The following is a 23,893-nucleotide window of genomic DNA, read 5'->3' as shown; positions in this document are numbered from 1 at the left end:
ATAGATGGAGAATGGCGGCAGTTCTGATTTTCTCTTTTTACGCAAACCGGGAGCTCACCACTGTGGAGCCCAGAATGAGAACAGCACCGGCCAGGCCGGCGCTGCCCAGAGGTTCTCCCAGCCAGCAGGCGGAGAGGATAATGGCCACGATGGGGTCAATATAGCTGAAAAGGGCAGCTGTCTGGGCATGAAGCCTATGCATGCTGCCAAAATACAGCGTATAGGTCATTCCGGTGTGAACGATGCCTACGATCAAAAGGAAAACCGTCGTTTCCACAGTCCAATTAAGGGCTGTCAGGTCTTCCATAACCAGGGTATAGGGCAGAAGCACCAGCGATGCCATGCCCAGCTGGGTAATAGTCATGTCATAGGCGCTGATATCCTTTAAAAACTGGTTCAGCAGCATAACGGAGGCATAGAAGGCAGCTGCGCCGAGTCCAAAACCGATGCCCTTGAAAGTCACTCCTTCTCCCGGTTCCGTAAGGACGCCGGAAATCAGAATCATACCGGCAAAGGCAGCCAGAGCGCAGAGGCATTTAACCGCAGTCAGCTTTTCCTTCACCACCAGTGGGGACGCCAGAATGACAAAGACCGGCGCCATGTAGTAGGACAGGGTGGCTGTAGAAACGGTGGTATATCGGTAAGACTCAAAGAGAAGGATCCAGTTTACCCCAATGGCCGCACCGGATAGGAACAGAATTTTGAAATTTCTTCTGACCGCTTCCTTTGAAATAGAAGAATGCCGGAGAAAAACCACAGCCAGCAGAAACAGGGTGCCCGTAATGCCCCGCACTTCCGCTATCACTGTGGAAGGCAGGGGGATATGCCGGATGAAAATGCCTAATGTCCCGAAGATCATCATGGCTAAAATAAACTGGAGTTTGGCCTGTGCCGCTTCTTCCTTCATATATCCTCCCGAAAAGTGACCTTTTCTCTCCCCTGCTTCCTGTATTTCAATGAAATAGTGCTTTTATTATACACTCTTCCCTCACGGACTGCGAACGAAAAGTTTTCTCCCGTCCCTCTAAGTTTCCCACCAGTACACCAGCGGATAAAGGATAAACAGAAAAGCCAGTGTCGTCGTCACAAAGGAGGATTCAGCCAGGTCCACATTGAGCCCGTAAAGCTGGGCGGCAGCCACGGCGAAGATGGCTGTCGGCGCACCAGCAGAGAGCACCACACAGGTCATCATGGCAGGATCCGATACGAAAAGGGATGTCAGCCCGTAGAGGACAGCGGGAAGAAGAATGAACTTCACCGGGAAAATCGGCCACAGCTTCAGAGCGTAGGTTCCTACGCTTCCCAGCTTCAGATCGTAGCCCACAGGCATCATGCCCATCCAGGCACTGACATGGATCAGGATAGTGAAAAGGGTCCCTACGGCTGCAGGCCGCTCTACATGGAAGCCGGACAAAAGAAGTCCTGCCAGAACCCCCAGGGCCGGAAGCTGATTCGGCGTCAGGAGAAGGCGCAGGAAGCTTGTTTTCTGTTCTTCCTTCTTTCCTGTAGAGGCCCAGGCTTCATAAAATCGCCGGGCCATGGGAAAGCAGAACAGCACGATAATCAGAATCTGTGGCACGGCGATCAGCTGCACATAGGCGAAGCCCTTTTCCCCATACAGCACATAGGCGCAGAGACCTGCCAGCGTGCCGATATTTCCCAGCATCATGGAAATCATATAACTTCCCTGGTCCAGAGGACTCTGGAACCGCTTTTTCTGCCAGCCGTAGAAAACGAGCACCGGAATAAAGCAGATGGGCAGGATGGAAATGGGAAGCCAGAGAAGCTCCTTTGTCACATGTACCGACCAGAAGGACACTACGGACAGGAAAGTAGCCACGGCCACCACATTGGCCTTGATGACCAGACGGAGAATGTCCCTGGACAGGCCCCACCGCCTGAGCGCCATGCCCAGAATAAGGGGCAGCAGTATATCGGCAAAAACAATAAAAAAGCGGCTGTTCACGGACTCTCTTCCCTCCTTTCCGCTTCACGCAGAATCTTCTCCTTATTATACCATGGATATTTCAGGGAAAAGGAAGGAGAAGGTGCAGAGGGTACAGGAGAGGGATGACGGTGCCTGTAAGCAATGCAGGCGCTGAATTCGACAGTGAGCGTTACGGGCGGTCAGCTTTTTCTGTCTTTTCCAAGCTCCCTGATTTCCCACAGGTCTTCAAAAGGAATGTCTCTTCCCTGCAGGCAGAGCCTGCGGCCCGGAATATCCACCGTTTCCACTGTCCCTTCCAGGGTGCAGTAGCTGTCTTCATCGTAAAAGACCACCTGCAGGCGGTCCTTCCTCCTGACCCGGCTCATGATCGCATTGAGCACTTTGGCCCGATCCTCGGACAGGGTTCTTTTTTCTTCCCGTTCTCTTTCTGCTTCCTGCAGAAGATCTCCATATCCTCTGAGTCCGTCGAAGGGAAGAAACTGACGGGCTCTCATCCTGTCACTCATGATGTCCTCCAATCAGACCGTTTCTGGTCCGCAGGGTTGCTTTGGGGTAGTAGTCGATGCCCCGGAGCAGCGCATTTTTACCAAATTTCTTCTTCACTTCCACCATCACCATTTCCACCTTTTTCTGCTTTTCCTCTTCCAGAGGAGAACGAAAGAGGGAAAAATGATGGGGCACCTCCGATGCCGGAACCACCTCCTCCAGACTGAGACGCAGTGTACGGATTCCCATGCCCCGCAGAACCTTTTTCCTGTAGAGGTCATGAAAGGCCTGCCATATATCTTCCGGCACATCCGTATAGCCGTCCAGTTTTCTCGTCCCGCTGCTTCCCCTCCTATCTTTCCCGGAATACCCGGCATAGAGGGAAATCCCCCGGGCAGCCAGCTTTTCTTCCAGCAGCTGCTGAATCAGGATTTCCGCCATTTCATACACCAGAAGAAGGGCATCTTCATAGGTATAGTCCTCAAAGAGCACCTGCCCGGTGCTGATGGACCGATTTTCCGGCCGATAGGACTGAATATCCTTCAGGGTACAGGGTTCCCTGCCGTGAGCATGATCGATGAGGTACCGGGCATTGACGCCAAACTCCCTATACAGTGTCTTTTCCGGAAGAAGGGTCACGCCATACAGGTCGTAGACGCCGTATTTTTCCAGCCTGCGGGCGATGCCTTTTCCTATGTTCCATATGTCCGTAATCGGACGGTGGTGCCACAGTTTTTCTCTGAAAAGAGCTTCATCCAGGTAGGCTATATGCTCCGGCACATGCTTGGCTACAATATCCATGCCGACTTTAGCCAGGAAAAGGTTGGTCCCTACGCCGGCAGTGGCGCATATTCCCGTTCTTTCATACACTGCCTTCATGATCATGGATGCTATGTCCATACCGTTTTTTCCGTACAGGGAAAGATAGGGCGCCGCATTGATGAAGCACTCATCAATAGAATAGGCATACACATCTTCCCGGGCAAAGAACCGCAGATAGGTTTTGTAAATATCGGCAGACACTCTCATGTACAGCCTCATATGCGGCGGCGCAATGATATAGTGCAGCGAAGGGGGAATCTCGAAAATCCGGCACCGGTTTTTAACGCCTTTGTCCTTCAAAGCCGGACTCACTGCTAGGCACAGCGCCCCCGGCCCTCTGGTGGGATCGGCCACCACCAGATCTGTCTGAAAGGGATCCAGCCCCCTGGCCGCACATTCCACGGAAGCATAGAAACTTTTTAAATCTATGCATATATAGACCTGTTCTTTCATAGCCCCTCCATCAAACTTATTTTTGTGAAATAAATGTTCTGTGATTATTATAGAATGACTGTTCGATAAGTACAATGGAACACAGGATTAGAAAATGGAACAGTAAAAGAGGACAGCCGCTTTGCAGATGAACGCTGCCGTCAGCATTACACACTACCCTTCCCGCCCCATCTGCGCGCATTCTGCATAGAATGCACGAGTCTGCCCAACTGACAATAGAACAGGACATCTGTATTTCTGAAGAAATATATGCCGGCAGCAATTCCAATCAGTTCACTGACTCACTATTTCCCTGTCCTCCGAAAATAAAAAATCCCAATACAAAACCGCAGTGCGTAGGGATGCACTGCGGTTCTGCACGGGAAAAACTATCCGGTGGATAGACCCAGAAGGCAAGCGTCAGGTGCTTGATTCTGTCCTGTTCTATCCACAGATTTCCCGTAAAGAAAATCCTGAAGTTATTATGTTGATTTCCCCGCCTGTTTCAGGGATAGACTATGCGCTCTGTTTCAACCGATTAAGCGAAAGGAACCCATTTGCCGTCTTTAGCTTCCATGATGGAGAGGTCCATCTTCGGATCACGGTGATCATCGAACTGGAATTTGCCGGTTGCGCCTTCAAAGTCTTTGATCTGTGCCAGAGCATCGCGGAATTTCTTTCTGTCGGTGGTGGAGCCGGACTTTTCAGCAGCCTGGTGCATAACGTACATAGCATCATAAGCCTGAGCAGCGAACTGATCCGGTTCATGACCATACTTGGCAACAAAGGCTTTGCGGAAAGCCTGAGCCTTTTCGGACTTGCTTTCAGCATTCCACGGGGTTGCTACGAGGGTGCCGTTGGCAGCGTCGCCGGCCTGCTGGATGTATGCCGGGCTGTTGAAGCCGTTGTTTGCCAGAATCGGCTGGTTCATGCCCATTTCACGAGCTTTCTTCACGATGAGGGCGCCTTCCTGGTAGAGGCCGGCTACGGCGATGACATCCGGGTTAGCAGCCTGAATCTTGGTGAGCTGTGCAGCGAAGTCTGTATCTTTATCAGCGAAGGTTTCGGTAGCTACTACATCAATGCCCATTTCCTTGAAGAGTTCCTGATAAATCTTGTTTTCACCGACCATCTGGTCATTGTTGTTGGAGTACAGGATAGCGACTTTCTTGAAGCCCAGTTTTTCCTGTGCTTTCTTTACAGTGATCGGAATAGCCATCTTGCCGGGGATAGCATTTCTGAAGATGTAGTCGCCGATATCAGTGATTCCGGGAGCGGTGGTGCCGGTACCGAAAGCGACGATCTTGGACTGCTGGGCAATGGGGCCTGCAGCGAACATTTCACCGGAAGTCATAGGACCTTCAATAGCGAGAACCTTATCCTGTTCAATGCATTTCTTGAATGCGTTGATGGCTTCTGCCTTGACCAGCTTGGTATCGTAGGTCTTGAGATCAATCTTCATCTTGGTGTTCGGATCTTTATTGATTTCTTCTACAGCCAGATCTACGCCTTCCTTCATAGCCGTGCCATAAGCTGCGCCTGGGCCGGTGTAAGCGGTAACGAATCCGAATTTTACGGTCTGCTGTCCTTTAGCGTCGCCGCTTCCGGATTTCTGTCCGCCGCATCCTGCAAATGCTCCTGCCAATACTGCTGCTGCAGCAGCTGCTGCCATTCCTTTTAACCATTTGTTCTGCATAGTTTATCCCTCTTTCAAAAAAATAATCTGCCCAAACGTGAATGAAACGAAAAATAAAAGCCTCCGCTGACGGTTTCCCATCAGCGGAGGCGCTTCATGCGCGGTACCACTCCCACTTATCACTTACGGACTGCAGATATACCGGTACTCGAATAAAAAAGCCCCTATCTTCCATTGAAGATAGGGGCGAAATCGCGGTACCACCCTACATTATACTCTGTAGTCCTATTCGTAACGTGAATGAACGCCTGCACCTACTGATTTCGGTGTAAGAGCTCTCGAGGGATAGTATGAATGCTGCCATCTACCGGTTCGCACCATACACCGGCTCTCTGAAGATTAAACAACAAACCTTTTGTCTCGTTCATAGCTTGTTTCAGTTCGTTTGGTTGTCTGAAGATGTGTATATAATACCCCTCGTTTTTCTCTCTGTCAAGCCCTTTTTACAAGAAAATTTGGAAAATGGGGTTCAAAAGGTTCGCAAACTGCAGAGGATCGGGGAAAGAGTTCTTAAGACTGACAGGCCCTGGGCCTGAGATCCCTCAGGTTTGCCAGCCGCCTCTGCCTGCTGGCACCGCAGTTTTCCAGTCTTCTTCAAGAAGAAATATTACGTGTCTGCTTTCCCGCCGGACGCATTATTCTGAACGCCGTCGGAGAATCCCTGTACAGAGTGCATATAAGACAGGAAACTATCCCTCTACGGCAGCTTCAGGAATTCTTCTGCCGGTGCCGGGCGGCTGTAATAGAAGCCCTGCACATAACGGCAGCCCAGATTCTGGAGCTGTTCCGCCTGCTCTCTGGTTTCCACCCCTTCCACAATGAGAGAAAGGTGAAGAGAGCGGGCCATGGCTGCAATGCTTTGAACCACGGAAGCACAGCGGATATTTTCTTCTACCTCATGGACGAAGCTTCTGTCCAGCTTTAAAACATCTACCGGCATTTCCGCCAGCATGAAGAGAGAAGATTCTCCAGTGCCGAAATCGTCGATTTCTATTATAAATCCCATCTGCCTTAATTGGAGCAGTACCGGCAGAAGGGAGGGCGCATCATGGACATAGACCCTTTCCAGTACCTCCAGATGAAGCAGGGAGGGAGAAATGCCATAGCGGTGAACCAGCGCCTTCAGAGTGCCGGGCAGGTCCGGCCGATATAGGTCGCTGCGGGCCAGATTCACTGATATGGGCCGGGCTTTCCTGCCCGCTTTCATCCTTTGCTGAAGGACCCGGCAGGCTTCTTCCCAAATGTACAGATCCACCTGGTAGACTTCTTCTTCCCTTTCCAGAAGAGGAATGAAAAGGCCCGGGGAAATCATGCCCTTTTCCGGATGCATCCACCGCACCAGTCCTTCGGCGCCAATGACTTCTCCGCTTTCCATATCCACCTTATTCTGGAGATACAGCTTGAATTCCTGCCGCCGCAAAGCCCGTGGCACCATTTCCAGAATATCATATTCTTCCTTCAGCTTCTTTTTCAAAGCATCATCAAAGAAGGTCATGGAAATTTTCCGGTCCGAAGGCCCCCGGTCCATGGCAACACGGGCCTGGTCGCATAAAGCCGCTGCAGAAACAGCCTCTCCCGGTCTGGTTTCCGCCACCCCGATTCTGGCTTTCAGATGGCCGGGAAGGGGATAGTAATCGAAAAAACGGGGCAGGTTCCGGAAAAGCTGCTGAGAAAACATGGCCTCCCCGGGCGCCATCACCACAAAGGAAGCCGCCTCCTGACGGCAGAACAGGGCCCTCTCTCCGCCGGAAAGACCGGTCATGAACAGAGCAATATCCCGGATCAGCCGATCCCCTGCTTTTTCTCCGAAGATTTCATTGATATGATGCAGTCCCGATACATCGACACAGATCATCTGATACACTGCTGACGGTTCTTCAGCCAGCCTGCGGCTGCAGGCCTGCCGGAAGGCTGACAGGCCGTACAGCTGGGTCAGTTCATCTCTTTCCAGCACGGCAATGGTATTATGGGCCCTGTGCACCTCTGCCAGAAGCTCCGTGAGCTGCTGATTGGTCTTCATAAGGCTCCTGCCTGCATTGACCAGGCGGTTGTTCATCCGCTGGATTTCATAGAAATCATCTTCAAAGGGTACACGCAGGTGGCTGTCCGCCCAGTCAAGGCTCTCTACCAGCGCCTGCTCAAAGCGGACGAATTCTCCGCTGCCGTCGGCACATCCAATCACAGCTACCGCATACTCCGGATACAGGTACAGGAAACAGGGCTCTTTTTCCCTGCCCGGGCAGCACAAAAACAGCAGAACCTGTCCGCTGTTTTCGCCTGCCAGTTTTTCCTTGTTCTTCTGTGCCTCAGGGATCATGAAAGCAAGAGAGTCTCCCTCCTTCAGCAGACTGCCTGACTCATAGAAAACCTTTCGGATATTCCAGTCCCTGTCACATAAAAAGATACTGCAGCTCATGATATTTCCTGCACCCTTTCATCCATAAAAAAGCGCCTGTGCACGAGTTATGAAAGCCGCCCCATTTTACAGGAAATAGAAAATAAATAGAAGCACTATTCCTTAACCTGCTGCAGCAGGTCAAGAGCATCGGAACCATAAAAATTAACGGGCCATTTTTTCCAGATAGCCTCGGTATGAGTAAATGCCCTTCCTCCTACCGCAATCAGGATATGGGGAAATTCCTTCCGGATATCCTCTGCCAGCTGGCGGCAGTCCATGAGATACTGGGGCATGGTCACTGCCAGTGCAACGAGGTCGGGCTTGGTTTCCCGAATGGACTGCAGAATGTATTCCGGCGGCACCGCTTCTCCCAGATAGCAGCTGTCCCATCCGTGATTTTCAAATACATCCGCCACAATCCGGAGCCCCATATCATGCAGCTCCCGCCCCGGGCAGGCGCAGAGGATGGATTTCTTTTTCCGTGGTACGGAAAAAATAGCGGGGTACATACGGGACATGGCCGTCTGGGTAACAGATGTGCAGTAATGCTCCGCCGCTACGGAAATCTTCCCGTGATGCCAGAGCTCACCCACCCGGCGCATGCTCTCCCCCAGAATGTCCACATAAATACGGTCCACCGGGATGTTTTCCCTCATGAACTGATCTACCAGGAAAAGGCAGCGGCGCATATCATGATCCAGGAGGGATTCCAGATAGGAATGAATATTTCCTTCATAATCCGATGTCTTTTCTTCCGTTTCCCTGGATGCCGCTTCCTGCTTTACGCTTTCCTGTGCCAGTGTCAGAAGGCGGAGCAGCTCTTCCTTTTTATCTTCTCCTGCTGTGAGAAGCGCCGCCTTTTTCATAAATGCAAAATGGCCGATGACATACTGTTCCATTTTGTGATTCACCAGCGTTTTCGGTACTACCCCTTCCATCAGGCGGTACAGCCAGCGGGCATAATCGGTCATCACCCGGTCCTCTTTCAGCACATAGGCTGTATACAGGAAATCCACATTGTACCGGGTATCCCGATAGATAATTTTCTTCACGCGGTCCGGAAGCCGGTCAAAATAGTCCTTTTCTGCGCTGCTCTGCAGCTGCCAGCTGGTGTCTACCAGATTCTGAAATTCCTCACCATAGTCCACCCAAAGAAGTCCCATGAGCCCATCCCCTTCATGCCTTTCCGGAAGTACAGGAAGAAGGCAGCAAGAAAATCAATGCACTGCCTTCTTCTGCCTGTCCATATAATTTTTATATTTGATTTTACTATACTCTATACTTTATTTTCGGGCAAGTGTTTTACATAGAAGGAAAATATGCGGAAAACCGCCCATAGAGGATAGTTTCCATTTTCCAGTTTTTCTGAAAGTCACCGGCAGCGCCCTGCAGACGCAGTGTTTTACAGACACCGCTGCGGGCTGTCTGTCCCGCCTGCAGTCAAATTATGATGCCGGTTCATTCATCCGATCACAGGAAAAACCATGACCTGCCGAGCCTTCATAAATGCATCTTTTCTCCGTAACGGCTTCTTCTCACCAGTGTATTTCCAGCCCGGTAAACCAGGCCCGTCCGTCTACATAAAGTTCATTCACCCGGCGGTCAAGAAGGTTATAGAGACCCAGGGTAAGGGTATATTCTTTTCCCCAGTGTTTCTGCAGAGAAACATTAATTTCATTCCAGGTATAATTTTTGTCTTCAAAATAAAAGTCTTTTTTGAAAGTGGACCAGAGCATGCCCGTATAGCCGTAGGGATTTTCCTCTTCATAGGACAGGCCCAGTGAAACCGTATGGCGGCTGCGGTTGGAAAGCCGGTCGTTTTCCGATACATCCCTGCCATCCAGATAGGTGTAGGTTCCTTTAATGTTCCAGTGCGGGGAGAGTGTATGAGTGATTTCTCCTTCTATTCCCTTTATTTCTGCCCGGCTGCGGTTCACATAGATATACCTTCCGCTGTTTCTGCCTATCTCTTCATAATCAATCAGGTTCTTTACTTTCTGGTCAAACCAGGAAAGTTTCCATCCTGTCTTCCCGGTCTGCCATTCCAGGCCGGTGTCCAGGTTATGAGAGGTTTCCGCATTCAAATCAGGATTGCCGTCAATCTGCATGCGACTGCTGTACTTCATGTGGATATACCTTTCACTGAGGGAAGGCGCCCTGAACCCCTTGCCATAATTGATTTTCCACTTCATATGGTCATTCACCTGATAAACCAGACCTGCCGCCGGAATACCAATGAATCCATAGCTGCTTTCTCTATCAAAACGCATGGAGGACAGGAAGGAAAGGCGGGAATTGATTCTCCACTTATCCGAAGCATAAAAGGCTCCGCTGTGCTGCTCACGCCCGGTTTCTTTTCTGTCGGAATCATCGGAAAGAGTCAGTCTGGTACCGGTATAGGTATCTTTGCGCCATTCTCCTCCCCAGGTCATCTGGTGGCTGCCAAGGGTAAGGATATCCTTCCCTTCCGCGCCCCAGGTTTCATAAAGAGCCCGGTCTCTGTCACTGGCAGCTGCCCTCATGGGAAGAACCATCCAGGTATCATTATATTTTTTTCTCAGCCGGCTGTAGTACACCTGCCCGTTATATTGATTCCGTTCTGTTTCTCCCTCATAGGTAAGGGATGTGTCCCAAAGTCTGCGGCTTGTCCTGCTTGCATTATCTTCCAGCACAGCATAGGAGGTGAAGGCATCGGCAAACCGGGTGGTCTGGTCTTCATCAAAATAATTGAGCTTCATGCGCAGGGTATTCTTTGAAGAATTTTCAAAATCGTAAAGTCCGTCCAGGCCTGCATATCTGCGAATACCGTAGGAGGGAATATCCCATCCCAGGTCATGGACTCCGTTAAGCCAGCTGTCCCGATAAAAAGAGCGGGCCCGATCTTTTGTAATTCTTCCATCCACTGCCAGATGAAAGCGGCCTTCCTTCCCTGAATCCGTGCGGAAATAAAGACTGTTCTCCCGGCTTCCCGTCAGAAATCCTGCCAGGCTCTCTCCGCTTCCCGGCTTTTTAGTCTGTATATCTATGACGCCGCCCATGGCGGAAGAGCCATAAAGGGCACTGTCTGCTCCCCGGGTAACAGCAATGGAATCCACGCCGGATAGATTCAGCCGGTTTAAAATCATCATATTTCTTGTGGCAGATGTATCCTCATCGGCCAGGCGGTGCCCATCTACAAGAAGTAAGGTCTGATTGCTGTTCATACCCCGGAGCATGAGCTGATGACCGCCCATGGCAGACTGAAGCCCTGATGTCAGTTCAAGCCCCTGGGTCATTCCCAGCGCTTCCGCCACATTGGACGCTCCCATGCGTTCCATATCTTTGCCTGTAATAACGTCCCCGGAAAGGAAATCCTCCTGCTTTTCCCTGTGCTTTTCCGCCGTCACCACCACACCGGGAAGGGTATACACCTCTGCCCCCGCTGTCACCGGCAGAAGGGCCATCATGGCCGTGATCCAGATTTTTTTCATGAATTTCTCCTGTCAGTTTCCAATCAAAATTCTTCCGACCTGCCACACAATAAAGGATACGATCCATGCCACCACGCACTGGAACAGTACCATTTCCCAGGCCCAGCGGCTGCCGTTCTCCCGGCGCACAGAAGCAATCGCCGCAATGCAGGGTGTATAGAGGAGACAGAACACCAGGAAAGAAAAAGCGGACAGAGAAGTCAGGGCTCCCTGCAGGGCCCCCACGCTGCCATAGAGAACCGAAAGGGTGGCCACTACGCTTTCCTTGGCCATAAAGCCGCAGATAAGAGCAGTGGACATTTTCCAGTCTCCAAATCCCAGAGGGGTAAACAGCGGCGCAATCCATCCGCCCAGGAGGGCCAGGATGCTGTCCCGGCTGTCATCCACCATGTTAAGGGTGGGATCAAAGCTCTGCAGGAACCACACGATAATGGTTCCCACAAAAATGACCGTAAAGGCACGCTGCAGAAAATCCTTCCCCTTGTCCCACATGAGGCGGCACACATTTTTCGCTCCGGGCATGCGGTAATTGGGGAGTTCCATAACGAAAGGCACTGCTTCTCCCTTGAAGAACGTATTTTTAGACAGAAGCGCCACAATAACCGCCATGCACACACCGATAAGGTACAGGCCCGTCATCACCAGTCCTCCGGTATGAGGGAAAAAGGCGGCGGTAAAAAATGCATAAATAGGCACCTTGGCGGAGCAGCTCATGAACGGAATCAGCATAATGGTCATCCGCCGGTCCCGGAGAGAAGGCAGGGTGCGGGTCGACATGACTGCCGGCACAGAACAGCCAAAGCCGATCAGCATAGGTACGATGCTTCGTCCCGACAGGCCGATTTTCCGCAGAAGCTTATCCATGACAAAGGCCACCCGGGCCATATATCCCCCATCCTCCAGAATGGACAGGAAGAAAAAGAGAACCATAATAACCGGAATAAAGCTTAACACACTGCCCACGCCGGTCATGACGCCATCCACCAGAAGAGACTTCACCGCCGCATTCACACCTGCCGCCGTGAGCCCCACATCCACAGCCTCTGTCAGCTTTTCGATGCCGCTGGCCAGAAGATCCTGGAAAAACGCACCGATCACATTGAAGGTCAGGTAAAACACCAGGCCCATAATGGCTATAAAAATGGGAATGGCCGTATACCGCCCTGTCAGGAGCCGGTCTATCTGCCGGCTTCTGGCATGCTCCCTGCTTTCTTTCGGTTTGATGACTGTCTTTTCACAGAGACGGCGGATAAAAAGGAACCGCATATCCGCCATGGCCGCTGCTTGGTCCAATCCTCGTTCCTCTTCCATCTGCCGGATAATATGGCCGATCATTTCCTTTTCATTTTCTTCCAGATGAAGGGCCTCTTCCACCATGTGGTCCCCTTCCGCCAGTTTGCTGGCGGCAAAGCGTACCGGAATATGGGCGGCCTCTGCATGATCCTGGATCAGATGCATAATGCCGTGAAGGGCACGATGCACCGCACCGTGATGGTCTTCAGGGCTGCAGAAATCCCGGATGCCCGGTTTTTCCCTGTATCGGGCCACATGCACCGCATGGCGCACCAGTTCCTGGACCCCCTGATTCTTGGCAGCGGAAATGGGAATTACCGGGATCTGGAGGATATTCTCCATTTCATTAATTAAAATAGAGCCTCCGTTCTTTTCCACCTCGTCCATCATATTCAATGCCAGTACCATGGGAACATCCAGCTCCATGAGCTGCATGGTGAGGTACAGATTTCGTTCCAGATTGGTCGCATCCACAATGTTGATAATGGCACTGGGCTTTTCTTCCAGAATAAACCGGCGCGATACCACTTCTTCGCTGGTATAGGGCGACAGGGAATAAATGCCCGGAAGGTCCACCACCTCGCAGTCCGGGTGGCCTTTGATATATCCGCTCTTCCGGTCTACCGTGACGCCGGGGAAATTGCCCACATGCTGGTTGGATCCGGTAAGCTGGTTGAAAAGAGTGGTTTTCCCGCAGTTCTGGTTTCCTGCCAGAGCAAAAACAAGTTTTCCTTTTACCGGTTTCGCATCGTGGTAGGAGGACAGCTCATGAAACCGGCCCGGTTCCCCCAGTCCCGGATGGTCCGTAAATACAGGCAGCGGGCTTTTCTTCGGTTCTTCTACCCTTTCCCGCACCTGATCGATTTGGATTTTCTTTGCATCTTCTATCCGGAGGGTCAGTTCGTACCCCTGTACCATAAGCTCCATGGGATCTCCCAAAGGCGCCAGTTTGATAAATGTAACCTCCGCCCCGGGAATCAGTCCCATATCCAGAAAATGCTGACGCAGCGGTCCTTCCCCGCCTACTGCCGTAAGCCGTGCCGACTTCCCCTGAGGAAGTTCATCCAGTGTCATGCCCATCTCTCCCTTAATACTGCAGACATGTCCTTCAGAAAAGACATGCCCTTTTTATTTTCTGTTTTTTATTTATGGTACCACGTTTGCAGAATTGGGTAAATCGGTAAATGGGAATATCCCGTCAGCACCTGCCGGCTCTGCAGTCTGCGAATATGCAGGAAAAGATTCAGCAGGTGCTGAACAAAAGCGAAGGATGAAAAATAGCGTCAGCAGCTCCGCCGCAGATGCTGCATGCAGCATGCCAGGCTGTTTTTCCTGCCGGGCACAGCCATTCTGATCAATCTGCAGCGGGAAATACCGCTTTCCCAGCCCCGATGGTGACTCAATTTCTTTCAAAAAGTGCAGAAATCACCATACAAAAAAGCGCCCCGATGAAAGGGCGCTGCTGTCTGCATGATTCAGGAATTATACCTTACCGCTTTTTCATAGGCTTCCCGGAAGCAGGGAACGTTCACGCCTGTTTCCTCTCCCATTCTGACCATACGGCCCAGAATCATTTCTGTTTCTGTGTCTTCCGCTTTCTTTCCGCTTCGAAGGTCACGGTAGAGGGAAGTCACTGTATCCTCCGGCAGGGAGGTAAAGAGCTTGACAAAATTATCCTCATACTCTTTCGGAAGCCGGACGCCTTTGGCAGCTGCCACCTGAATCACTTCCCGCACGGTGCTGTGAATCTTTTTCAGGCCTTCTGCCGAGTTTCTCACCTTTCCTGCCGGGCCGTCAAACTGGCAGAAAAGAGCGCTGTTGCTTCCCATAAGAGCGTATTTCTCCCAGCTGTCCAGCGCAATGTTTTCGGTGACTTCCGCCGGAATGCCTCCTTTTCGGAAAAGCGCCGCCAGCTCATAGAGAGCAGGAGGATTTTCTCCTTCCTTCATTCCCATGACGATTTTCCCGCTGCCTGCTGTCTGTACCACGTATCCCGGTTTTTCCAGATGGCTGAATACACGGATGGTGCCGTCCGCTATCCGGCAGGGCGGAAGGAGGGGCTCCATCAGTTCTGATACAAGTACGCCGTTCAAAAGAGGAATCACTATGGTCCGGTTCTGAATCATGGGAGCCATATCCCGCAGGGCATCTTCCAGTCCGTTTCCTTTGCAGGCCAGAAGAATCACATCCATTTTGCCCAGCTGTTTCCCGTCATGGCTGATTCCCTTCGGGCGGACGGTAAAGTCTCCCAGAACGGCAGATGAAACATGAAGCCCCTTTTGAGAAATGGCTTCAAGCTGTTTTCCCCGGGCATAAAAATACACATCCGCTCCTGCCCTGGCCAGGGCACCGCCTGCAAATCCACCGATACCGCCCATGCCGAATACCAAAATCCGCATTGCCTATCCCCTCTTCCTTCTGTGAACCCGGGAATTTCAGCCTTATGACCCTTATAAGGTTGAAATTCCCTGCGCAGCCTCCGCTTCCTTAATCCGGAATCTCCGGATTCTGATACAGGTCTTCCAGATCCTTCTCCAGATGCTCCCTGATCCTGTCTTCCAGTTCCGGTATAGTCTTGGCATCATACTGGTGAATGATGCCAGGAATGCCCTTGGCACGAAGTTCTCCATAGTATTCATCTCTGTATACGTTATAGAAAAACAGAATGCCCGTATCTTTTTCCCTGCATTCATAGGAAGCGATGATATAGGAACCGTTCAGTCCCAGAAGAGGACGGGACGGTTCGATAATCCTCTCGTAATGTCCCAGCACAGGCGGAAAGAATGAGCTGTAATCCCAGACCATGAATCCCTTTCCCCGTACCAGGACGGAAACATTTTCCCGATGAATCAGCTCCTTTTCAATATACTTCGGCGTCAGGAGCTTCACATTTCTTTTAAACTCCTCAAAGTCCCCGGTGATTAATTCAATTTCCGTCAGAGTCATCATGCGGACATCAGTTTTGACCATATAGTCCATGGTTTCTTCATCAAACAGGGCCCTCACCTGCCAGCCGTTGGATTCATTTTCCCAGCAGAAAGCGAAATAAATCCGCCCTTCCTGGCGGTCCAGCCGTTTCAGCCTGTATCCGCCTATATCCGTGGGCAGTTCTTTTTCAATGGGCCAGTCCAAAAATTTCTGGCGTCTTTCTGCTCTTTCCTGTTCCAGTTGATCTTCTTTTCCCATTTATTTCCCCTTCTTTTCCGCTTCCAGTCGATCCCTGGCAGAAACAACGGATTTCACAAATTCCCTGGTTTCCGGGAATGGAATTTTTTCTATTTCGGAAAAGCCTTCCGGCCAATGGTTCTTTTCCACCCATTCATCCACATTGCCCCGCCCGGCATTATAGGCCGCCAGCGCCAGGACTTCGTTGTTGTGATACTTTTCCAGAAGGTAGTTCAGATACCAGGCCCCCAGAGGAATATTCTGCTCCGGGCTGGCCAGATTGTCGGAAGGAAGTCCGCTCTGTTCGGAAATCCAGTGGGCTGTATCCGGCATAAGCTGCATCATGCCCACTGCCCCTACATGAGAAACGGCCTTTTCATCAAATTTGCTCTCGGTCAGAATCACCGCCTCCAGCAGGCTTGGAGAAATCTGTTCTTCCGCCGCACACTGGACAATAATATGAGATACCTGCTCGCTGGGCTTCAGGAACCTGAGATTGCCCGCAAGGAGCAGGAAAAGCACGCAAAGAAGCGCAGCAAAAAGAGTAAACACCATAGCGCCGGTGTTTCCCTGGTGCCTCTGTACCTCTTTTTTTCTGCGTTTCAATGCGACTCTCATTCTGCTTCTTCCATTCCTTTGGGAAATTGAAATCCCGGTACATGCTTCAGTGCATCCCGTACCTGTCGTCTCGTATCTTCCACCGATCGGCTGTTGTCAATGATCACATCCGCATAATTCATTTTATTCATGGTGGGCATCTGCTTTCCTATCCGTTCCAGCACCTGAGCCCTGGTAAATCCATCCCGGGAAATGACGCGGGCAATCTGGACTTCCAGCGGAACCTCCACAATCCATACTTCTTCCACCCGGAGCTGCCAGCTGATTTCCAGCAGGAGCGGCATATCCAGCACCACCACCGGATGGCCTTCATTCTGGGCCCGGATCAGTTCCTCCCTGGTACGGTACCAGATAAAGGGATGGATAATGCCGTTCAGCTTCTGCCTTTTCTTTTCATCATTAAAAACGATTTCTCCCATTTTCAGCCTGTCCAGGCTTCCGTCGGGAAGAAATACGCCGGGGCCGAAGGCCTCCCTCACCTGGTACATGGCCCGGCTTCCGGGAATCACTGCCTCCCTGGCCAGTTTATCTCCGTCAATCACGGGAATTCCCAATTCATGCATATAGGAGGAAACAGTGCTCTTGCCACTGCCTACGCCTCCTGTCAATCCAATACGATACATGGTACTTCCTTTTTATGAAATAAATACGGGGGATAGTGAGCTGATCCGCCGGCTCACTATTTTGTTTCCGCCCAGTTTTTCCCTTCATTCACATCCGCCACCAGAGGAACCTTGAGTGTAACCACCGATTCCATGGCATCTTTCAGCAGACCGGCGATTTCTTCTTTTTCTTCATTCACCGCTTCCGCCACCAGTTCATCGTGCACCTGGAGAAGCACGCGGCTCTTGTAGCCGCCCTTCTTCATGCGCCGGTACACTTCGATCATGGCCATTTTCATAATATCCGCTGCCGTTCCCTGGATCGGGGTATTCATGGCGGTCCGTTCCGCAAAGGAGCGGCGGTTGAAATTCTTGCTGTTGATATCCGGGAGCTCTCTGTACCTGCCGAACAGTGTCACGGCCCGGCCCGTTTCCTTTGCTTTTTCCACCATGGAATGCATGAAATCATGGATGCTGGGATATCGCTGGAAATAGGCCTCGATATAATCTGCCGCCTGTTTTCTGGTAATGCCCAGCTGCCGTGCCAGGCCAAAATCACTGATCCCGTAGATAATGCCGAAATTCACGGCTTTCGCATGAGAGCGCTGCTCCGGTGTGACATCTTCAAAGGGAATCCCCAGTACCTCCGCCGCTGTTCTTCTATGGATGTCTTCCTTGTTGATGAAAGCACGGATAAGGCTTTCGTCTCCGGACATATGGGCCAGCACACGGAGCTCTACCTGGGAATAATCGGAAGAAATAAAGCAGTCATATCCCTCTCCCGGTATGAAGAGAGACCGTATTTTTCTCCCTTCCTCTGTACGTACCGGAATATTCTGCAGATTGGGATCCGAGCTGGAAAGCCGTCCCGTGGCCGTAACGGTCTGGTTGAAGGACGTATGGATTCTTCCCGTATCTTTATGAATCAGCTGAGGAAGCGCTTCCAGATATGTGGAAATCAGTTTGGAAAGGCTTCGGTAGCGGAGAATATTTTTCACCATGGGATACGATACGGCCAGTTCCTCCAGCACATCTGCAGCCGTGGAATAACCGGTTTTCGTTTTCTTTCCGGCAGGCATCCCCATTTTTTCAAAGAGGATATGGCCCAGCTGTTTCGGGGAATTGATGTTGAACGCTTCTCCTGCTTCCGTATAAATGTCCTTTACCAGAAGGCGTTCTTCCTTTTCCATTTCCTCCTTCACCGTTTTCCACTTTTCCTGATCCGTAGCAATACCGGCCTTTTCCATGGCCGCCAGAACCGCTGCCAGCGGCTGTTCCACCTCATGAAACAGCCGGCTCACACCATTCTCTTTCAGTTTCTTTTCCGCCTCATCATAGAGAGAAGCCAGGAAAAGAGTAATGCAGCAGCCCTTTTCCCTGATATCGTCCAGATCATCGGGATAAATCACCGGTTTTCCGAAAAGGCCGGCAATATAGGACAAAGGATAGGTCACCCGGGCAGAATCCAGAAGATAGGCCGCCAGGGAAACATCAAAGAAAGGAAGATCCTCTGCAGGGAAGTCGGATTCCAGAAGGACCTTGCTGTCTTCCACCACCACAGCCGCCGCCTCTTTCAGCGCAGCAGCCGCCCTGCCATAGTTTTCCTTTGTCACCAGCCAGGCATGTCCTTCGGAAGAAAGGATCACTTCCTCTGCCTGGAAGAAGGGTGCTTTGCCTGTAAGGTGCGCCCAGAGGCCGGCAACCTTTCCCTGCAGGGAAATCGAAGGATTCCAGTCTTCCACCGTGGGCAGGGACTTTTCATTTTCTTCCTTCTTGACCTGGGACAGTTCCCGGAAACGGGGAAGTTCGGCAAACTGTTTCAGAAGGTTGATGCCCAGCCGCCCGAAAAGTTCCTTCATTTCCGCTTCATGCACCGGCTGGTTCATGTCCGACAGAGGAGCCTCAATGGGCACATCCCTCTTAATGGTGGCCAGTTTGTAGGACAGGTAGGCCAGCTCTTTGTTTGCGGTCAGCTTCTTTCCTCTGGCCCCTTTGATTTCATCCACATGGGCATACAGATTATCCAGATTCTGATATTCCGTCAGAAGTCCAAGAGCCGTTTTCTCTCCGATGCCCGGCACGCCGGGAATATTATCGGCCGTATCACCCATGAGGGCCTTCATGTCAATGACCTGGGAAGGAGTAATATGATACTTTTCAAAAATAGCTTCCGGTGTCATGGCGGCCATGCTGGTAATTCCCTTCTGCGTCAGAAGGACGGTGGTATGGCTGCTGGAAAGCTGAAGGGCATCCCGATCGCCGGTAACAATATCCACAGGCAGCTCGTTTTCATAGCGGGCAGACAGGGTTCCCAGAATATCATCCCCTTCATAGCCGGGAATGCTGTACACGGCTACCCCCATGACCCGCAGAACATCCAGAATCAGGTCAAACTGGGGAATCAGTTCCGGCGGTGCCGGTTTTCTGGTCGCCTTGTACCCTTCATACATATCCGTACGGAACGTGTGGCGGTCCTTATCAAAGGTAACAGCCATGTACTCCGGATCCAGGTCCCGATAAAGCCCCAGAAGCATGCGGAGAAATCCATACACCGCATTGGTGGGAATCCCGTCAGGAGAAGTCATGGTAGGCGGCAGTGCGTAAAAAGCACGATATAAAAGACTGCTTCCATCAATAATCACCAGTTTTTTCTTCATATATCCTCCTTCCGCCCTGCAGCAGGGCAGAAATCAGTCTCATTCGCTTTTCCGAAGAAAAGCAGGAAATTCGAATAATATCGCTTCTTATTATATCATATTTATATAAAGGGTTCAGAAGGTTCCCTGTCTCCGGGTACAGAGGAGCGCCGCCATTTTTCATAGGCAGCACCATGCTGTTCTTTCCGCACGGCACAGCCATTCCGAGCAGGAGTAAAGAATCCCGGTGCCCGGCAGGAATTGCCCCCTGCTGTCTCATCAGTCTGCCAGCTTACTGATAATTTCTACTCGGCGGGCCGGATTTCCTTTATCCTTTTATCCCGCTGTTTTTTCCAAGAGAAAAAGGACAGATTTCTCTGTCCTTTTTCCCGGATCGTGTTACAACCTGAACGGCTGTTATATTGGTCACTGTTTCTTCTTGCCGCCCAGATATGCCGCCATGACATCCGGGTTGCTGGCAACTTCCTGCGCCGGGCCTTCCATGACGATTCTGCCGGTTTCCATAACGTAGGCATAATCGGCAATCTGGAGGGCTTTACGCGCATTCTGCTCTACAAGAAGAACAGTAGTACCCATTTTGTTAATGTCTTTGATTACATCAAAGATCTGCTGTACCACCAGGGGTGCAAGGCCCATGGATGGTTCATCCAGAAGCATGACTTCCGGTTTGGCCATGACTGCACGGCCAATGGCCAGCATCTGCTGTTCGCCGCCGGAAAGGGTGCCTCCGAACTGATTCTGTCTTTCAAAGAGACGGGGGAACCGTTCAAAGACCTTGGACAGGTCTTCCTTGATTCCTTCCGGATCTTTTCTCTGATAGGCTCCCATTTCCAGATTTTCACGGACGGACATATTCTGGAGAATCTGCCGGCCTTCCGGAACGAGAACCACGCCTTTTTTCACAATATTATGCGTCTTCATGCCTGCAATGGATTCTCCCTTGAAGAGAACATCGCCGGCAATAGGCTTCATGATACCCATAATGGTTTTCATGGTGGTGGACTTACCGGCACCGTTGGCGCCGATAAGGGTGACAATCTTGCCTTCCGGTACGGAGAGGTTGATGCCTTTCAAAGCTTTAATGTTGCCATAGGCAGCTTCTACATTTTTCAGTTCAAGAAGCATCATTCATCCTCCTTTCCGAGGTAGGCTTCAATAACTTTGGGGTTGTTCTGTACTTCTTCCGGCACCCCTTCAGCCAGTTTCTTACCGAAGTTGACTACCATGACATGGTCGCAGAGGCTCATGACCAGGTGCATGTCGTGTTCAATAAGAATAATGGTGGTTCCGAATTTTTCACGAATATTGTGAATGAGTTCAGTCAGGGCAGCGGTTTCACTGTCGTTCATGCCGGCTGCCGGTTCATCCAGAAGAATCAGTTTCGGCTGGGTAGCCAGGGCTCTGGCGATTTCCAGCTTTCTCTGCTTGCCGTAAGGAAGTTCTGTTGCCAGACGGTCAGCATCTTCCGACAGTCCTACAAAGGACAGCAGTTCCATAGCCTGGTCGCGGGCTTCCTTTTCTTCCTTTTTCTGGGAAGGAGTATGGAGGAAGCTGGCCAGCAGGCCCGATTTCAGCCGGTCATGATGGCCCACCAGGATGTTTTCCAGCACGGTCATGCCGGAGAACAGGCGGATATTCTGGAAGGTACGGGCAATGCCCATATTGATGATCTGATAGGGTTTCTTCCCTTCGATGGACTGTCCGTCAAAGAGGATATCCCCTTCCGTCACCTGGTATACGCCGGTGATCAGGTTGAAAATGGTGGTTTTACCGGCGCCGTTTGGTCCGATGACGCCGAAGATTTCTCCTTTTTCTACGGAGAAGGACATATTGGAAACAGCGGTGAGGCCGCCGAACTGTTTCACTACGTTTTTCATTTCAAGAAGCATTACTGATTTCCTCCTTCTGCAGAAGCCTTCTGCTTTTTGCTGAATTTACGGGAAATCCATTTTACTGCGTCGTAGGAAAGAATGCCGTCAGGACGGAAGGCCATGAGGGCTACCAGCATGAGGCCGTAGATAATATCTCTGTATTCCGCCATAGCACGGAGAGATTCCGGAATAACGGTAAGAACGGTAGCGCCCAGGATGGAACCCCAGAGCACGTTGCTGCCGCCGAAAACGGTGTAAACCAGGATATCTACCACCTTGTTCCAGGAGAAGTCGGTGGGGCTGATGAAGAAAGTAGCATGAGCATAGAGCGCACCGGCTACTCCGGCAAAGAAGGCACTGAAGAGGAATGCCATCATTTTGTATTCTACTACGTTGATACCGGTGAGGGATGCAGCGTATTCATCGGCTTTGATAGCAGCCCATGCACGGCCGATACGGGAATGTTCCAGGCGGTACCAGAAAGTAACGACTGCAATCACAATGATGAGAAGAACGATGTTCATTATCAGCTGGCCTCCGGTCTGGGAGTCGATTTCCAGAGCATCCAGAAGGCCCATGTCGCTGGCATAGTCAGAAAGAACGCTGGCCATGGACGGAATGCCGGAAAAGCCCAGGGCACCGTGGGTGATATCCAGGTTCAGTGCAATAACGCGGACCACTTCGCCAAAGCCCATGGTGGCAATAGCCAGATAAAGTCCCCGGAGACGAATGGTCGGCATGCCGATAATCAAAGCAATCAAAGTAGCAAAGAGACCGCCCAGCACAATGCCTGCGGGCATAGGCACGCCATACTGGGTTGTAACAATAGCGGAAGTATAAGCCCCCAGACTCATGAAGCCTGCATTGCCCAGGGAAAGAATACCGGTGCACACAGTCATATAAACCGTGAGAGCCAGAAGAATATTAATGCATACGAAAGTGAAAACCTGCAGGAAGTAGCCATTTAAAAGTTCATCCATTACGGTCTGCCTCCTTTCCCGGCCTTGGAGAACAAGCCTTCAGGGCGAATAAAGAGAATCAGAATAATGATACCGAATGCCACTGCGTCACGGTAGGTGGAAGAACCGTAAGCCACAGCGAATACTTCAGCAATACCCAGAATAAAGCCGCCGGCCATAGCGCCTTCCACGTTGCCCAGGCCGCCCATGATCAGTACGGCCAGACCTTTGAGGCCCATGGATGTACCCATGGTTGGTTCAATGGCATTAAAGGAAAGACCGATGAGAACGCCGGCTGCAGCACCTAAAGCGGAAGCCAGCATAACGGTAAAGGTAATGATACGGCTGGTGTTGATACCGAGGAGGCCGGCAGTTTCTGCATTTTCAGAAGTAGCTCTGACTGCCTTGCCGATTTTTGTCCGGTTCAGCATGACTGTCAGAAGAGCCATGAGAACTACGGCCGTACCCAGAGAAATAATCTGGATACCGGAAATCTTAAAAACGCCGAAGTCCATGAGTCCGTTCCCGAAAGTGGACGGGAAAGAACGGGTCTGAGGACCCCAGACCATAAGTGCCACACTTTCAAGGAATGTGGACACGCCGATAGTACTGATGAGTGGTGCCAGATGAGTTACTTTGCGGCGGCGGAGCGGACGGAGTGCAAAGATTTCCAGTCCATAACCTAATACCGCACCGCCGATCATGGCGCCGATGAGTGCCGGGAAAATGCCCAGTCCCGCTTCCGTAACGAGAAGCAGGCCGATGTAAGCGCCGATCATAAAGATGCCGCCATGTGCCATGTTGACGATGTTCAATACGCCGAATACCAGCGTATAGCCGATGGCAATGACCGCATAGGCGCTTCCCAGCGTTAAACCGTTGACAAGCTGTTGAAAAAACACGATCTTCAATCCCCTTTCCAAAATACGAAGGCTGATGCCTTCCTTTCTATGAAAGAACAAATGGCATTAAAAACGCCCCTGCTGCAATCTGGCGTCATTGCAGCAGGGGCGAATTGGAATCCGCGGTACCACCCTGTATTTATCACTCAAAGAACATGAAGCATCTGCGGGATCGTCCCATAAAAAACGCCCCTATTTCCTTTCGGAAATAGGGGCGACATGCGCGGTACCACCCTACATTATACTCTATGCTCATCATCCGTAACGTGGATAGGCGCCGCCGTTTACTAGGTTCAACAGCGGGGCTCGCAGGTGATAGTCAATACTGGAATGCACCGGCTTGCACCATCCGCCGGCTCTCTATGCCATGGACCAATATATCCCTTGTCCCGTTCATTGCTTTTCATGCCCGTAACGCAGGCTGCGTCGAAAACTACTCGGTTCACTTTCGAAACTCCCGGGTGAGCCTGCATTCTCTCCACCGCCGACTCGCACCAGCCGTCAGCTCTCTGCACGCTTCGTGGAATGCATATCCCGATCCTTGCCATTCGTTCTTTCGTGTTATGGTTGATAT

General features: G+C 51.2%; 19 protein-coding genes and 2 other annotated features. All 19 genes read right to left on the bottom strand.

The window, feature by feature from the left end; all coding sequences use genetic code 11:
• Positions 1 to 37 precede the first annotated feature (37 nt).
• Entirely contained in the window at positions 38 to 907 is an 870-nt protein-coding gene (locus tag ACI4N7_RS03525; protein ID WP_439731982.1) for a DMT family transporter, read from the bottom strand.
• Between the two features lie 117 nt (positions 908 to 1,024).
• On the bottom strand, positions 1,025 to 1,966 hold the full coding sequence (locus ACI4N7_RS03520) for an AEC family transporter (protein ID WP_439731981.1): 942 nt from the start codon (positions 1,964 to 1,966) through the stop codon (positions 1,025 to 1,027).
• A 161-nt stretch (positions 1,967 to 2,127) separates the two neighbouring features.
• A complete protein-coding gene (locus tag ACI4N7_RS03515; RefSeq protein ID WP_439731980.1) occupies positions 2,128 to 2,454 on the bottom strand; it encodes a hypothetical protein in 327 nt (108 codons plus the stop codon).
• Positions 2,447 to 3,709, bottom strand: a complete 1,263-nt coding sequence (locus tag ACI4N7_RS03510; protein WP_439731979.1) for a DinB/UmuC family translesion DNA polymerase — start codon at positions 3,707 to 3,709, stop codon at positions 2,447 to 2,449. The genes ACI4N7_RS03515 and ACI4N7_RS03510 overlap by 8 nt, the downstream gene beginning before the upstream one ends.
• Before the next feature lie 517 nt (positions 3,710 to 4,226).
• Complete coding sequence (locus ACI4N7_RS03505) at positions 4,227 to 5,384, bottom strand: ABC transporter substrate-binding protein (protein ID WP_439731978.1); 1,158 nt, start codon at positions 5,382 to 5,384, stop codon at positions 4,227 to 4,229.
• A 179-nt stretch (positions 5,385 to 5,563) separates the two neighbouring features.
• Positions 5,564 to 5,761 (bottom strand) — a binding site (T-box leader).
• 320 nt (positions 5,762 to 6,081) lie between these two features.
• Complete coding sequence (locus ACI4N7_RS03500; RefSeq protein WP_439731977.1) at positions 6,082 to 7,800, bottom strand: putative bifunctional diguanylate cyclase/phosphodiesterase; 1,719 nt, start codon at positions 7,798 to 7,800, stop codon at positions 6,082 to 6,084.
• A 95-nt stretch (positions 7,801 to 7,895) separates the two neighbouring features.
• Entirely contained in the window at positions 7,896 to 8,945 is a 1,050-nt protein-coding gene (locus tag ACI4N7_RS03495; RefSeq protein ID WP_439731976.1) for a cobalamin B12-binding domain-containing protein, read from the bottom strand.
• A gap of 372 nt (positions 8,946 to 9,317) precedes the next feature.
• Positions 9,318 to 11,252 carry a TonB-dependent receptor plug domain-containing protein gene (locus tag ACI4N7_RS03490; RefSeq protein ID WP_439731975.1) on the bottom strand — a complete coding sequence of 645 codons (1,935 nt, stop codon included), beginning with the start codon at positions 11,250 to 11,252 and terminating at the stop codon, positions 9,318 to 9,320.
• Between the two features lie 12 nt (positions 11,253 to 11,264).
• Positions 11,265 to 13,619: a ferrous iron transport protein B gene (feoB, locus tag ACI4N7_RS03485; RefSeq protein ID WP_439731974.1), complete on the bottom strand. Its 2,355-nt coding sequence runs from the start codon at positions 13,617 to 13,619 to the stop codon at positions 11,265 to 11,267.
• Positions 13,620 to 13,691: 72 nt separating this feature from the next.
• Positions 13,692 to 13,958, bottom strand: a complete 267-nt coding sequence (locus ACI4N7_RS03480) for a hypothetical protein (RefSeq protein WP_439731973.1) — start codon at positions 13,956 to 13,958, stop codon at positions 13,692 to 13,694.
• Positions 13,959 to 14,020: 62 nt separating this feature from the next.
• Positions 14,021 to 14,944, bottom strand: a complete 924-nt coding sequence (locus tag ACI4N7_RS03475; RefSeq protein ID WP_439731972.1) for a ketopantoate reductase family protein — start codon at positions 14,942 to 14,944, stop codon at positions 14,021 to 14,023.
• 88 nt (positions 14,945 to 15,032) lie between these two features.
• The gene (locus tag ACI4N7_RS03470; protein WP_439731971.1) at positions 15,033 to 15,731 is read right to left on the bottom strand and encodes a hypothetical protein; all 699 of its coding nucleotides are present in this window, start codon (positions 15,729 to 15,731) and stop codon (positions 15,033 to 15,035) included.
• Entirely contained in the window at positions 15,732 to 16,316 is a 585-nt protein-coding gene (locus tag ACI4N7_RS03465; RefSeq protein ID WP_439731970.1) for a lytic transglycosylase domain-containing protein, read from the bottom strand.
• Between the two features lie 8 nt (positions 16,317 to 16,324).
• The gene (gene coaE, locus ACI4N7_RS03460; protein ID WP_439731969.1) at positions 16,325 to 16,951 is read right to left on the bottom strand and encodes a dephospho-CoA kinase; all 627 of its coding nucleotides are present in this window, start codon (positions 16,949 to 16,951) and stop codon (positions 16,325 to 16,327) included.
• A gap of 56 nt (positions 16,952 to 17,007) precedes the next feature.
• Positions 17,008 to 19,587, bottom strand: coding sequence for a DNA polymerase I (gene polA / locus ACI4N7_RS03455; RefSeq protein WP_439731968.1), 2,580 nt, complete (start codon positions 19,585 to 19,587; stop codon positions 17,008 to 17,010).
• A gap of 405 nt (positions 19,588 to 19,992) precedes the next feature.
• Positions 19,993 to 20,715: an ABC transporter ATP-binding protein gene (locus ACI4N7_RS03450; protein WP_439731967.1), complete on the bottom strand. Its 723-nt coding sequence runs from the start codon at positions 20,713 to 20,715 to the stop codon at positions 19,993 to 19,995.
• Positions 20,712 to 21,476 carry an ABC transporter ATP-binding protein gene (locus ACI4N7_RS03445; protein ID WP_439731966.1) on the bottom strand — a complete coding sequence of 255 codons (765 nt, stop codon included), beginning with the start codon at positions 21,474 to 21,476 and terminating at the stop codon, positions 20,712 to 20,714. Before ACI4N7_RS03445 ends, ACI4N7_RS03450 begins: the two co-directional genes overlap by 4 nt.
• Entirely contained in the window at positions 21,476 to 22,438 is a 963-nt protein-coding gene (locus tag ACI4N7_RS03440) for a branched-chain amino acid ABC transporter permease (RefSeq protein WP_439731965.1), read from the bottom strand. The genes ACI4N7_RS03445 and ACI4N7_RS03440 overlap by 1 nt, the downstream gene beginning before the upstream one ends.
• On the bottom strand, positions 22,438 to 23,319 hold the full coding sequence (locus tag ACI4N7_RS03435; protein ID WP_439731964.1) for a branched-chain amino acid ABC transporter permease: 882 nt from the start codon (positions 23,317 to 23,319) through the stop codon (positions 22,438 to 22,440). Before ACI4N7_RS03435 ends, ACI4N7_RS03440 begins: the two co-directional genes overlap by 1 nt.
• A gap of 207 nt (positions 23,320 to 23,526) precedes the next feature.
• Positions 23,527 to 23,725, bottom strand: a binding site (T-box leader).
• Between the last annotated feature and the right edge of the window lie 168 nt (positions 23,726 to 23,893).

It is taken from the genome of Dialister sp. (assembly GCF_051885895.1).
GTDB lineage: Bacteria > Bacillota > Negativicutes > Veillonellales > Dialisteraceae > Dialister.
The sequence above is the reverse complement of the archived record's forward strand: the minus strand, read 5'-3'. Positions and strand labels throughout refer to the sequence as shown.